The organism is Bifidobacterium tsurumiense (assembly GCF_000741765.1).
Classification (GTDB): Bacteria; Actinomycetota; Actinomycetes; order Actinomycetales; family Bifidobacteriaceae; genus Bifidobacterium; species Bifidobacterium tsurumiense.
In genome coordinates, this window is sequence record NZ_JGZU01000011.1 from 1 (window position 1) to 13928 (window position 13928).

The 13928-nt window shown below is 50.8% G+C and carries 11 protein-coding genes, 1 tRNA gene and 1 pseudogene; 8 read left to right on the forward strand and 5 right to left on the reverse strand.

All coding sequences use genetic code 11. From position 1 onward, the window contains the following. Positions 1-269: 269 nt before the first annotated feature. Positions 270-343, reverse strand: a tRNA-Leu gene (locus tag BITS_RS04945). 505 nt (positions 344-848) lie between these two features. Here BITS_RS04945 and BITS_RS04955 point away from each other — a divergent pair. From BITS_RS04955 to glgX, 6 genes and pseudogenes are all read left to right on the forward strand, one after another. Beyond that, positions 849-1441: pseudogene (locus tag BITS_RS04955) on the forward strand (NUDIX domain-containing protein). A 487-nt stretch (positions 1442-1928) separates the two neighbouring features. Then, on the forward strand, positions 1929-2726 hold the full coding sequence (locus BITS_RS04960; RefSeq protein WP_026641974.1) for an ANTAR domain-containing response regulator: 798 nt from the start codon (positions 1929-1931) through the stop codon (positions 2724-2726). After that, positions 2719-5571, forward strand: a complete 2853-nt coding sequence (gene polA, locus BITS_RS04965; RefSeq protein ID WP_026641975.1) for a DNA polymerase I — start codon at positions 2719-2721, stop codon at positions 5569-5571. The genes BITS_RS04960 and polA overlap by 8 nt, the downstream gene beginning before the upstream one ends. Positions 5572-5654: 83 nt before the next feature. After that, positions 5655-6593: a Nif3-like dinuclear metal center hexameric protein gene (locus tag BITS_RS04970; RefSeq protein ID WP_026641976.1), complete on the forward strand. Its 939-nt coding sequence runs from the start codon at positions 5655-5657 to the stop codon at positions 6591-6593. A gap of 39 nt (positions 6594-6632) precedes the next feature. Continuing rightward, the gene (locus BITS_RS04975) at positions 6633-7280 is read left to right on the forward strand and encodes an NUDIX hydrolase (RefSeq protein ID WP_026641977.1); all 648 of its coding nucleotides are present in this window, start codon (positions 6633-6635) and stop codon (positions 7278-7280) included. 85 nt (positions 7281-7365) lie between these two features. Further along, on the forward strand, positions 7366-9486 hold the full coding sequence (glgX, locus tag BITS_RS04980; protein ID WP_026641978.1) for a glycogen debranching protein GlgX: 2121 nt from the start codon (positions 7366-7368) through the stop codon (positions 9484-9486). Between the two features lie 228 nt (positions 9487-9714). Here the strand turns inward: glgX and BITS_RS04985 are convergent, their stop codons facing one another. Then, positions 9715-10938 carry a hypothetical protein gene (locus tag BITS_RS04985; protein ID WP_051264330.1) on the reverse strand — a complete coding sequence of 408 codons (1224 nt, stop codon included), beginning with the start codon at positions 10936-10938 and terminating at the stop codon, positions 9715-9717. A 193-nt stretch (positions 10939-11131) separates the two neighbouring features. Here BITS_RS04985 and BITS_RS04990 point away from each other — a divergent pair, with 193 nt between their 5' ends. Beyond that, complete coding sequence (locus BITS_RS04990; RefSeq protein WP_026641979.1) at positions 11132-11518, forward strand: hypothetical protein; 387 nt, start codon at positions 11132-11134, stop codon at positions 11516-11518. Between the two features lie 9 nt (positions 11519-11527). Next, complete coding sequence (locus BITS_RS04995; protein WP_044259542.1) at positions 11528-12622, forward strand: polysaccharide deacetylase family protein; 1095 nt, start codon at positions 11528-11530, stop codon at positions 12620-12622. Positions 12623-12867: 245 nt separating this feature from the next. On the opposite strand, the gene BITS_RS05000 is transcribed toward BITS_RS04995, so the two are convergent. The 3 genes from BITS_RS05000 to BITS_RS09100 all read right to left on the reverse strand — a co-directional run bounded on the left by BITS_RS05000 (position 12868) and on the right by BITS_RS09100 (position 13845). Beyond that, positions 12868-13035: a hypothetical protein gene (locus BITS_RS05000; RefSeq protein WP_345914458.1), complete on the reverse strand. Its 168-nt coding sequence runs from the start codon at positions 13033-13035 to the stop codon at positions 12868-12870. Between the two features lie 365 nt (positions 13036-13400). Next, the gene (locus tag BITS_RS05005) at positions 13401-13598 is read right to left on the reverse strand and encodes a hypothetical protein (protein WP_026641983.1); all 198 of its coding nucleotides are present in this window, start codon (positions 13596-13598) and stop codon (positions 13401-13403) included. Positions 13599-13674: 76 nt separating this feature from the next. Further along, entirely contained in the window at positions 13675-13845 is a 171-nt protein-coding gene (locus BITS_RS09100) for a hypothetical protein (protein WP_154568517.1), read from the reverse strand. Between the last annotated feature and the right edge of the window lie 83 nt (positions 13846-13928).

Sequence of the window (13928 nt, forward strand, 5' to 3'; positions counted from 1 at the left end):
GGTGCTTTACATGAAGACCGCGGATCCGAGGCCGGAACGATTCGTCACCCCGGAGCTATGGGGGCGGGCGACTGCCGAACTGGCACGGCATCCCGTCGCCCGCACGGACCATACCGAAGTGCAACGGCCGGCACCCGGAATCGATGCATGGGAAGGAGGTTTCGGCATCAGAAAGGGATGGGCAGGACGACCACTCTGACACGCCGTATTAGACACACATTTTGTCCATTAACCCAAAAAAGCACCGTCAACAGACGGTGCCTTAACCGTGCCCCCAGTGGGACTCGAACCCACACTGCGCAGATTTTGAGGCTGCTTCCTCTACCAATTGGGATACAGGGGCAATCAGTGATCCAACACGTCTCCGCGTCTTCACGCCTCACATAGAATACCATAACTGTTTTTGTTTGCAAACTACAAGTGTGCAAGTTGATGAAAACCCTTGGCAATCTTGGTATTTTTCGGCGTTTCGCAACAGTGTCCTGCAGTGGTTCACATCACTCGTTGTCCTGTTTATCGTTGCACATTGCAATATATGGCATAGCTCTGGGTTTGTGACCACATTCCGAAAAATGGCGAACAACATAATGAAGGAACTCATGGATATAGTGTCGTCATGAATATGGCTTGGATTGCTGAATATCACCTGTTGGTCCTCGGTCACCTTCAGGTTCTTGATCGCTTACAGGTCCACGAAGCAATGTCACATACGGTAATTGCTATCGCGACATTTGCGTCTTTCGCATTATTGCAGTATTTGCCTCAAGGGTACGACAGAATCGCTATCAGAAATGATGCTGGTGGCGACATACAATGGTTGAGAATGCACGCGTCCCTGAGGAGGGCATATGAGTGACAAAACTTACCGTCGATTTGATCCCTGGCGTCCAGCCCCATTCGTGAGGATACACGCAAGAAAATCGTAGAAACACATTATTTTGATGTAGATCACGTGACATTCTCTACGAGTGATGCCGAACAGTTTGATCGATATGTTTTAAGAGAGCGTAACGGCGACACAGTCGGAGTATTGGCTGAGACTGATGACGGACGAATCCCGCTTGTCGAACAATACCGCATTCCAACGCATAGGTGGACTTTGGAGATTCCTGCAGGGCATGCGAAGGACGCCAGTGAGCGACCTCTTGAAGTCGCAGTGCGCAAACTGCGTGAAGAGGCGGGCTTCGAGGCGAAGGAATTTACGCAATTCAGTCGCTTTATCAATACGCCAAGTTTCTCCACACAGCATACGGCTCTTTTTCACGCCACTGGGTTGACCGCGGTTGCGCGAGATGTCATCGGCCCGGAGACACCTCGTTCTGCAGTTCGCCTGTTCACTCCTGATGAGGCGTATCGTATGGTGATCAATGGCACGATCGTTGATGCCAAAACCATTATTGCCCTGATGCGTCTGCGTTGCGGAATGGAAGAAGAGCGCTGATCAAGACCCCGATGATGCAAACGCCTCAGACCCTTGAGGTTGCAGCATATATCGTATGCCTGTGAACGGGACTGAAAACAAGTTGGAACTTGCATTGCCCGTTCACAGGCGTTCTGTGAGATTGTGCCAAACTCATGCAGAGTACTTGGCTCAGCGCAGCAATCCCGACCGATTCCGGCAAGACCAGAGCCGAATGTCGCACTCATACGATGTAAGACATCGTATGCACAACGATATTGTGCCGACACGCTATGAGCACAGTGTCTTGTTATCGAACCGTTCTTAGGCTAACATCCAGTCGAATATGTTTGCTGGTGCAACCCTGTGCCTTGCACAACGATGGTCTTTGCCGTGACTAGGGTATGAGCAATCGAAGGTGCAGAGCCATTGGGCCGGTCGTATGAATCACAAGGCGAGCGGATGGCAGCTGATGGCGTATTGCAAGGGTTGTACCGGAGCATCGGAAATGACGTGGAAAGAGGGTACAATGACTGTAAACAATACACACGAATCGGAAGTACCTATGGAAGATGTACTCACTGCTGAAGAGTTGAAGGCTGTCGCCGAGGGGGCGACGTCTCTGGAACAGACTGCACCGAAGGACGAGGAGAAGTCCTCTGAGCCGCGCAAGCGGACTGTGGTGGTCGCCGAGGATGAATCGGTTAATCGCCTTGATCTGGTTGGAATGCTTGAAGACAACGGCTACAAGGTTGTCGGCGAAGCTGCAAACGGTGAGGAGGCCATTGAACTCACCCGCAAGCTTCGTCCAGATGTTGTCTGCATGGATGTGAAAATGCCTCGTATGGATGGCATTACCGCTGCAGCGACCATTTGCGATGAGAATATTGCCCCTGTGGTAATGCTCACGGCATTCTCACAGCCGGATTTGGTCAAGCAAGCCACTGGTGCAGGTGCCATGGCTTATGTGACCAAGCCATATGAAGAGTCCAAGCTTCTGCCTGCTTTGGAAGTTGCCATGGGTCGCTTCGCTGAAATCAACGATTTGCTTGATAGTGTCGAGCGTAGTGAGAACCGCTTGAAGCAAACGGAGGAGCAGCTCAAGCAGGCCGAAGAAAAGCTGAAGAAAACAGAAGATACTTTGGAAGAGCGCAAGCTGGTAGATCGTGCCAAGGGCCTGCTTATGGACAAGGCCGATTTCTCCGAGCAGGGTGCTTTCCGTTGGATTCAGAAGACGTCCATGGATCAGCGCATTCCTAAGAAGAGACTGGCAATGGCCATCATCGCCAAGTATGGTGACACCAAACCGGAATCAAATAATGAGTGATGACTCAATAGCACAAGCCGAAAATACGCGCGAAACACTGCTGGTGGTCGATGGCCACTCATTGGCGTTTCGCGCGTATTTCGCGCTTCCAGTAGATAATTTCTCCACGTCCAACGGACAGCCCACCAACGCCATCTGGGGATTTGCGACCATGCTCTCCCAGGTGATCGAGGCGGAACATCCAAGCCATCTTGCCGTGGCTTTCGATGTCAAAGGCGGTACTTTCCGATCGGAGCTGCTCCCTCAATACAAAGGCACTCGTGATGCTGCTCCGGAGGAATTGCTTTCACAGCTGCCCCTGATACAAGAAATGCTCGATGCATTGGGAGTCACCTATATTGAAAAGCCTGGTTATGAAGGCGACGACGTCATAGCCACGCTAGCCACGATGGGCAAAGCTGCAGGAATGCATTCATTGGTTCTCTCTGGCGACCGCGATGCCTTCCAATTGGTGGATGAGGATATCACGGTGCTGTATCCTGGACACCATTTCAAAGACCTCAAGCATATGACGCCTGAGGCAATCGTCGAAAAGTATCATGTCACTGCGCAGCAGTATCCGGATTTGGCAGCGCTACGTGGTGAGAACGCCGATAACATACCCGGGGTCCCAGGAGTAGGTGACGGCTTTGCAGCCAAGTGGATCAATCAATACGGTTCTTTGCAGGGCATTGTCGACCATGCAGATGAAATCAAAGGCAAGAAGGGACAAGCACTGCGTGACAACATCGATCAGGTGTTGCTCAACCGCAAGGTCAATGCCTTGGTCCGAGATCTAGACCTGGATGTGAATCTCGAAGAATGCGTTTTGGAAGGCGTTGACGCAGGCAAAGTGCAGACGCTGTTCTCCAAGCTGGAATTCGGTGTCAGGACCAAGAGTCGAGTGCTTAAGACCTTTAATTCAGGGCGAGTGGCACAAGAAGAGCTGCAGGCACCGGCTCCGGCATCGGTTGACAAGCCAGAATCTACGGTTATTGAGGACGTAGCCACATTGCAATCATGGATGGCTTCGTACGCTGGGAATCTCCCTAATCAAGACGATGAAAAGTCTTCGTCCGCTAGCGATGCATCCATTGATGCAGAGATCAACCACGATATGCAGTGCTCGCCGCTTTTGGAAACTACGTGGGTGCTCAATATCGAGGGTGACAACCGACCCGGGCGCGCGCGACTCGACAATGTGACACTGCTCATTGGTTCCCAAGCAGCTATCATCACTGCGAAAACCATGCAGGATGCGAGCATTCGCGAATCCATCCTCGATTTTGCCAAGCAACACCGTTCAAGCATGGTCATGCATGGCTATAAGGAAATGCGACATATGGCTGATGCCGTCAATATGGAACTTCCGATGCCCCAATTCGATACCAAATTGGCCGGCTATTTGATCCATCCGGATTTCCATGCCGATAGTTTGGAAAAGGCAGCTGCGCATTTCCTTGATATTCACATCGATGAACCGAAACCTGAGGTGCAAGGCCAGCTGGATTTGGAAGAGCAGATTGAATCGGATACCGAATTCGATCAGGCGCTTTCTCATGTCTCGATTATTGCGGCATTGACCGCGACTTTGGCTCCTTTGGTCGATGCAAGGCGTCAATTCGGTCTGCTTCGAGCCATCGAACTTCCAGTCTCGCAAACCTTGTATCGCATGGAACATGCAGGGGCGAGCATTGATATGCGCCGGCTCACCGAGATGCGAGAGCAATTCGGCAGTGAAGCTCGTCAAGCGCAGGAAATTGCGTGGGAGCAAGCGGGATCTCAGGTGAATCTGCAAAGCCCTAAGCAATTGCAGACAGTGCTTTTCGAGGATATGGGTCTGAAACCCACACGTCGCACAAAGTCTGGCGGATACACCACCAATGCTGCCGTATTGCAGGATTTGTATGTGAAATCGGCCAATAACGAGCGAGCAAACACCTTCCTCGGGGCGTTGTTGCGCCACCGTGAGACCAATAAGCTCAAGCAGATCGTGCAAACACTGCTCGATGCTGTCAATAGGGAAGACGGTCGTATTCATACGACTTTTGAACAGACTGTGGCAGCAACTGGCCGTTTGAGCTCGGTGGATCCGAACCTGCAGAATATACCGAATCGCAATGCCGCCGGCAGGGAGATTCGTTCGGCTTTCGTACCGGGTGAGGGGTATGCCAGCCTCTTGAGCTGCGATTATTCGCAGGTTGAGTTGCGTATTATGGCCGAGCAGTCGGGTGACGAGGCTTTGATCGAAGCCTTCAAATCCGGCACAGACTTCCATAAGTATGTAGCTAGCTTGGTATACGGCATTCCCGTTGATCAGATTGATTCTGATCAGCGTAGCCACGTCAAGGCGATGAGCTACGGGCTGGCTTACGGTCTGAGCACATATGGCCTGGCTCAACAATTGAAGATAAGCCCTGCAGCGGCCGATGTGCTCAAGGAACAATATTTCTCAACCTTCGGCAAGGTGCATGACTATCTGGAATCCTTGGTATCGCAGGCGCGTCGCAAGGGATATACAGAAACCATGTTCGGACGCCGCAGATATTTCCCCGGACTGACCTCGACAAACAGGACGGTGAGGGATGCCGCTGAACGCGGTGCATTGAACGCTCCCATTCAGGGTTCTGCTGCGGATATCATGAAACTTGCCATGATTCGAGCCGACAGGGCCTTGCAGGAAAACGGCTGTGCAAGCCGAATCATCCTGCAAATCCACGACGAATTGGTTATCGAAGTTGCACCGGGCGAAACCGAGCAAGTCAGTGCCTTGGTCAAGGACGCCATGGAACATGCAGTGGACATTGCAGTTCCTTTGGATGTGTCCATCGGCGTGGGCGCGGATTGGCAGTTGGCGGCGCATTGATACGGTGCTGCGCAGTATGTTTGACGTGCGGTACTCGTCGAACTCAGTGAAGTTTGCATAAAGCGAAGTGAAAGGGTTGCATCATGGTATCGGTGCGTCAAGCAGTGCAGGCCTTGGAGAGTCTATATCCTTTGCGATACGCAGAGGATTGGGATGAACCGGGGTTGATTGTCGGAGATCTGGACGAACCGGTACGCCATATTGTGTGTGCGGCTGACCCCACATGGGATGTTGTTCAATCTGCAATAGCCTCACATGCCGATTTGCTGGTGTGTCACCATCCTTTGTATTTCCGCGCGGTGCATACGGTGTCTTCCCAGACGGTGCGTGGTGCCATAGTCAGCGAGCTGTATCGCCACGGCTGCGCCTTGTGGGTGGGGCATACCAATGCCGACGCTGCACTTCGTGGAGTGGCCCAAGCCGCGGCGGACGCATTCGGCATGGTGGACCAGCATCCTCTGGTGCCCATATCGGATGCCGAGCGTCCTGATGATGAAGTGGGTCTGGGTAGGGTCGGAGTGCTGTCCGAGCCGGTTACGCTGCACGATTTCGCACATCGTGTTGCGAGTGAATTGCCAAAAACTCATCTGGGTGTGCAGGTGAGCGGTGATTTGGATGGCATGGTGCGTTCGATTGCCGTGCTTCCGGGAGCCGGTGATTCGCTCTTCGACGAAGTTTGCGCTGCGGACGTTGATGTGTATGTCACCAGTGATCTCAGGCACCATCCAGCAACCGATGCAATGGAACAGGCACGTCACGAAGCACGAATGCGTATGGCAGCTGAGCTTGATAGAGGCCTATCGGCGCATGAATCGGCGGACAATATGCATGATGGGCCAACGCCAATACAAGTGAAACCCGCCTTGATCAACACACCTCACTCTGCAATAGAGTCAATATGGTTTAGATACGCAGTGGAAGACATTCCGCAGGCGATTGCCAAGATCACCGGTGAACAGGTTGATATGCAATGGCTGAATATCAACACTGACCCATGGAATCTTTCCATAGTCACTGCGTGATATTTCGATACAGCAACAACGGCAAGGAGATCTTCAACAATGCAATTTGGCCAGTGGAATGAAGAGGAAAGGCGCCGTATCAACGCCAGGTTGGCTGCCTCTCATGGCGGTGTTGACATGGAAGCCGTTCCACAGGTCATTTCCAATGTTGAACGATATCGTGGCGCCGTTTTCAGTGTTGATGACAGCACAATAGCCTTGCGCACCTCAGATGGCGGGCAAACAGTGATCCGCAGGCAGGTCATCCGGCATGAGCCCAGCGTGGTCATGTTGGTTCATGATGTTGAGAGCGACCAATATGTCGTCGAAAGAGAATATCGCGTAGGCATGCACGCATTCGCCTACGGTTTGCCGGCGGGAATAATGGATGGGCCAGAATCGCCGGAGACCGCCGCTTTGCGAGAATTGCGGGAAGAAACCGGTATTTGTGCGAATCCAGAGGACATCGAAATCGACCATGTCGGAGATTTCTATTCCACAGAAGGCATGAGCGAAGAACTCGTTCATGTCATGGTGCTGCATGTGCGCCAGTGGAAGATGGGCGAACGATCATTTGACGCCGATGAGCATGTGGAAATGGCCTGGGTCAGCTGGTCGGAATTGCAAAAAATGCCGATCAGTGCGTCAAACTCCGTTATTGCCATACAACATGAGGCACTGCGGCGCCTTTCCATCAAAAATTCTTGAGCAAGAAATATCGCATAACCCCAAGTACACAGTACGTTCATACCTTTCGTGCCATACTGTAAGTATGCAAATAAGACCAGGATCCATGTATCCGCTCGGTGCAAGCTACGATGGCGCTGGCGTCAACTTTGCTGTGTTCTCCCAAGTTGCAGAACGCGTTGAGCTGTGTTTGTTCGATGAAGAGAACAATGAGACACGCATCAACATGACCGAGCAGAATTCCTACATTTGGCACAACTATATTCCAGGCATCCAGCCGGGGCAGCGTTACGGCTACCGCGTGTACGGACCGTATGATCCCGCCAACGGTTTGCGATGCAACCCCAACAAACTGCTGCTTGACCCATACGCCAAGGCCATTGAAGGCAATATCGATGGGCATGAGAGCTTGTATTCCTATTGGTTCGCCAATCCGGATGACATCAATGATATGAATAATCTGGATTCCAGTGCGCATACCATGAAATCCGCGGTGATCAATCCGTATTTCGATTGGGGCAACGACCAGCATCCGTTCATTTCGTATCACGATTCCGTGATTTACGAGGCACATGTGCGCGGCATGACCAATCTCAACCAACATGTTCCGCCGGATATTCGAGGCACCTATGCAGGGCTGGCATATCCTGCGGTCATCGAGTATTTGAAGAAACTTGGCGTGACGGCCATTGAGCTGATGCCAATCCACCAATTCGTCAATGACTCGTTCCTTCAGGAAAAGGGATTGAGCAATTATTGGGGCTACAACACCATAGGATTCTTCGCTCCGCAAAATTCATATTCAAGCTCGGGCGAGCGCGGCGAACAGGTCAATGAATTCAAATCCATGGTGAAGGCATACCATCATGCAGGAATGGAAGTCATTCTTGATGTGGTCTACAACCATACTGCGGAAGGCAACGAAAAGGGACCGACTCTGAGTCTGCGAGGCATTGATAATCAGGCTTACTATCGCTTGGTGGACAATGATCAATTGCATTATTTCGATACCACTGGCACTGGCAATTCGCTCTTGATGCGCTCGCCGCATGCCCTGCGACTGATCACCGACAGTCTGCGGTATTGGGTGGAGGAAATGCATGTGGATGGTTTCCGCTTTGATTTGGCCGCCACACTGGCTCGTCAGTTCCAAGAGGTGGACAAGCTTTCTGCATTCTTCGATATCGTTGAGCAAGATCCTGTTATTTCAAGGGTGAAACTGATCGCGGAGCCTTGGGATCTGGGTTCTGGTGGATATCAGGTCGGCGGATTCCCTTCAAGCTGGTCTGAGTGGAATGGCCGGTATCGTGATTGCGTGCGCGATTTCTGGCGCTCGCAGCCTTCGACGCTGCCTGAATTTGCCAGCAGACTTATGGGTAGTTCTGATCTGTATGAGCAAAACGGTCGACGTCCTGTGGCTTCGGTGAATTTTGTCACCGCTCATGATGGCTTCACCATGAATGATCTGGTGAGCTATAACGACAAACATAACGAGGCCAATGGCGAAGATAATCGTGATGGTGAAAGCAATAATCGTTCATGGAATTGCGGGGTGGAAGGTCCCACTACCATTCATGATGTGAATGATCTGCGCCAGCGTCAGATGCGCAATATGTTCTCAACGCTTTTGCTCAGCCAGGGCATTCCTATGATTTGCGGCGGTGATGAGGTCATGCGCACACAGCAGGGCAACAATAACGCCTACTGCCAGGATAACGAGATTTCATGGACCAACTGGGATTTGGGTGAAGCGCAGCAGGAAATGTGTGATTTCGTGTCTAAGCTCATCCACCTGCGCTTGGATCACCCTGTGTTGCACAGAAGGCGTTTCTTCACCGGAAGGCAGCCTGGTGACGATTCTGAGATTATTCCACAGGTGGAATGGTTCGACCACACCGGTTCCATAATGGATATGGAGGATTGGTCGAATACCCATGCGTTTTCGATGATGATTTATCTCAACGGCTCCGATATTCCAGAAAGCGACTGGTATGGCAACCGTATGGTAGATAATGATTTCATTCTCATATTCAATGCGCATTATGAGCCGATAACCTTTACACTTCCGGATGAGCGATATGGGCGAAAGTGGAGAATCGTCGTCGACACCAATAATCCGCAAGGTCCGGAGCTGATTTACGAGGCGGGATTCAATATCACAGCACAGTCGAGAAGTTTCCTGCTGTTGATGAGCGAATCGAAGCCGGAAAGCCCATTGCAGTTCTAGTGGATTGTGGGATTTAGGTCGGCTCGGTGAGTGTTTGTGCTGGTTTCAGCTCAATGAGACGGTCGACTAGCTTAATACACATTGACGCTGCAGGTGATAGTGGGTGCGCATTCCGATGCGGAGTGCACACCCACCATCGCGATATCCGGACGTTAGGGCGCCTTGAATATGCGGCCTTCATAGCGGATGGCATATCCGCATCGTGATACCGCATGTATTTGATACCTGTTATTTCCTTGCTGAAAGCCTCGATGCAAGCTGAGCCTGCTCATCATCCTGTGCCAGTGCAGTCGATAGTATTTCTGCGCTCGCTTGTGTGGCCTCGATAGTCGCTGCCTCTTTGTCATCTTGAGTGGATGATTTCATCTGAGAATGCAATAGCTGCGCCTGTACGCGGTCCGCTTCGATGGCTGCGATTTGGCGCGAGAATACAATGAACCAGCCAAGATAGAGCATGCCTACAAGGGCTTCGACATTGGTCAGGGTGTCACCGCCCTGCATCCAGTTGTATCCAGCGGCTGCACAGAGGAGGATTGCAACATCAGAGATCACAAATGTGGCTTTGGAAAGTTGCGGTGCCAGCCAGGGGAGTGCTAGTAATTGCACGGCTATGAGGCCGGGAAGTCCTCGGGCGAAAACGTTGTGGAGAATGGGATGTGGTGAATAACGGAACATGCCGATACCGATAAAAGCGATGCCTGAAAGGGTGAGCAGGATGGCCAGGCACACGATACGAACCTTGAAATGGGGAATGTATTCGGTGTCGCTATTGCGGCGTTCATCCTGCCAGTCACGATGCATGCGGTATGTGGTGATGAGCTCGGAAATTGCAAAGTAGCTGATGATGATAATGCATAGTCCGGCGAGCATCAGTGTGGAGTTGAACATGCGGGCGGCGAATGTGGTGCGGTCGCCGAGTTGGGAAAAGTTATTGTGATACCAATTGGGGTCATCCGATGTCAGTCCGGCTGTGGCAACACCTGATATGACGAACAGAGGCAGCAATGATGCGATTGTTTTTGAATCGAGTAATTCCGCCTGGACGAAGGTTAAGTATCCGACGACTCCAGCGATGGCTCCGCAAACCGTGGAGATGTAATCCATGAACATCAGTCCCATGACGCCGTTCATGATGCCAAGCAGAGCAAAGACCGAGAGGAATATCGTTGCGGCATACACGGCTGAAAGTGACAAGATCTCTAAGATTCTTCGCAGTGGAACCAGCCAGCCTCGCTGAAGTGTGAATGAGGCGGAATGCCGTGAATAGCCGATTATGAATGATATGACGCCGCATCCTGCAACGATGCCGCCGCATACGCTGAAAAGTCGCTGCGTGACCTGCCAGATTGCGGGAGCATAGTCGAGGTAGAGGCTTATGGCCACTGCGGCTACTCCAGCGCACAGGACAAATGAAACCAGTCCTGAAGTTTCTGCCCTCTGATGACGTCCCATGCCGCTCCTTTCCGTTGGTCATTCTAATCCCAGGCATGCCGAGGGAGGGGGGTGACCGTTGAATTCGAATTGTCATGAAGCTTCAGTACGTCTGTTGTTGTATTTTGGGTGCTTGGGGTTGGCTGTGCAGAGAAGAGGCTATGCCGTCACCAGGATGACATTTTCGAACAGAAGCCAAACAAGCGAGGTATGGATGAGCATTGCCAAATCGAAACGTCTCTGGCATGGTTTGATTGCTTCTGGCGTGGTCTTGGCACTGCTTATTATTATGGCATTCGCCGCATATCGACCTGTTTATGATTACTATCGTAGGTCCCTCGCCGACTGCATTGAATGGTCCAATTCATATGAATTGTCTCAGCAACGTTTCTCTGCCTTGGCTCAAGATGCCGAGAACGCGCTGAATGAAGCTGGTGTATCAGCCTCGTCTCAAGGCAGTGATGGCACTTCATCTGATGCAATACGCGGTGTGCTCAATCAGCTGAATAGCTCAGCCAGTGCGGATGAAAATCAGGCGAATGAAATATTGGAATCAAGCAGATGCGCTGCAAAGCAACTGCCAAAATCTCTTTCTGACTAAGCCAGTAATTTGAAGAAGCTGACGGAACAATCTGAACAGCGCATCGTCTCTTTGCATGAATCCATAGATACTGTGCGGGATGCAGTGCTCAATAATGATGCCGCTGAAATTTCAATCGTGCAGCGTCAGCTGCAGTCGGTGGCTTCTGGTTTGAACTCCATGATTGAGCAGTATTCTGCAGAATCGGGATCGTCTTCCAAGACTGCATGTGAGAATACGTATGCCGATGAATATGCTGGGGCCGTAATCAAACAAGTCGGTGACCAATCCGATCGGTCCGTGTCCCAGGCCTTGGAAAACGCTCAGCAAGTGATCGATTCATATAATGAATCCTTCGGCGAGAATGGCTCAACTGCGAATGGGGTAGGCCAGTCATTCGATCGCAATACATATATTGCAGAGCAACAAAAAATGCTGGGCGCTGCAGATGCATTAATTCAGGCTTCCAATGCTGCGCAAGGTATTGATTGCGCAACTGAGAAATGTGTTGCCCTGACCTTTGACGATGGATCTAGCACGCAGACCACGCCACGAATATTGGATGCGTTAGAACAGGCCGATGTTCATGCCACATTCTTCGCGATGGGTGGTAGCGTCACTGATGAAACGAAAGCTATTTTGCGTGCCGCCATCGAGAAGGGTTATGCAGTTGACAGCCATACTTGGTCGCATATCGATCTGCCCAAGATCATGGAACAAGGTTTGCAGGAACAGGAATTGGACCAAACCAGTGCAACCATTGCACAAGCAACGGGTAGAGCTGTCAATCTGATCCGGCCGCCTCACGGCCCAGTCGATGAGGCCAGCCGTGAATACATCGCCGATCAACTTGGCATCGCATTCGCCTTGTATGACATGGATTCTTATGACTGGGCAGAGGGTGCAACTTCGCAGAGCAGCGAGAAGAAAGTGCTTGCGCAAGCGAGGACCGGCTCGATTATTCTGATGCATGACATTCAGGAGGATACAGCAGAAGGCATTGCTCAGTTGCTGCAGAAACTGAGAGATCGAGGCTTTACTCTGGTGACCATTCCCGAACTCACAGGCGAATACCCGAGGCCAGGTGCGATCTACTACTCCCGTACCAATATTCTGCGGATGTGAGGCTTCCTGGGGCGCCGGTCAAACTGTGTGATGGTCTGAGGCTGCGGTGAAAGCGGCATAAGGTTTGTGTTGATTGAATCGAGAGCTTGTCGCTCTGAGCTGTGAGGTGTGTAACTGGAATATATGACTCGAGCGTTGCGTTATAAGATACGTGGATTGTCATTCAAGGATATTGTGCGCCAAGGTCACAAGCAATTTACTTGAATAAATCCCAAAATGAGAATGAGGTTTTGCGATATACCTTGTTATACAACGCTTTGCGCGGATTCTTCATCCGACCCAAGCCTTTCTTCCCATAGCCTGGAATTAATGCCTTCTTCATTTGACGTTTCCACTTCGATGTGGTTCTTGCCTTGATGCTGCGAGTTAAAGAAGGTTTTCTCATTCCAATTCTCATAATCATCTTCTTTCAAGTGAAAGTGCTAATCATGATAATAGTTCACAGTGGGTATGGAATGTCCCAGTTTATCGGCCAAATTTCTCTAGAGTTTTGAAAGAGTATCCGGTTGTCTTATTCGTCAAGATTGTATCAACTGTATGCGAATAGGAGATGTCTTGGCTGAGCTCAAAGTTATGAATACTCTGCTGATACCAATTATTGGTTTAATGCGCGCATGAATATTTCATTCAAATAGAAAAGGTCTAAACCAAAGATGGGTGCAGCTATGGTCTAGACCTAATAAACTGATGCAATCTAACTTATCGTTTCGAACCACAATTACTTATCGTGCAACGTTTAATCGGTCGATTTCCATATTATCGATCATTTGGTTCAGTTTCAGTCTTCTATGCCCTTTGCTTTTTCCAATCGATCGAGACGTAATTGAATATCGTAAAGGCGATCATTTACATCCTGTGCTTTGCGCACTAGTCCTGACTCTTTGAGACCGCCGGCAATTGCGTAGTAGATGATTACATATGCAATCACTGCGCCTATCAGGAATCCGGCGATTGTGAACAAAACTACTGCAGTCATGATTTCTTCTTTCCCTTGTTTGATGTGGATTGGCTATCCCGTCGGCCTCCGCGTCGAGCATCGCGTTGACGATCTATCAGACCTTCTCGCGCACTATCGCGTCAAGCCTGGACTCGAACATGACGTCATCGAACTGTATCATTGACTTGGACTTGGACTTGGACTTGGACTTGGACTTGGACCGTGCTTCTTTCCTATCGCGGTTTTCAATGTTTGGCGGCTGAAAATCGTACACGACACGGGCCATGTTCACATTCAAGGACTCAAATCACAAAGTGAGCAAGATCTCGGACGTTATCGCTGTCTGCGAAAAACATGAGCGCACTCGCA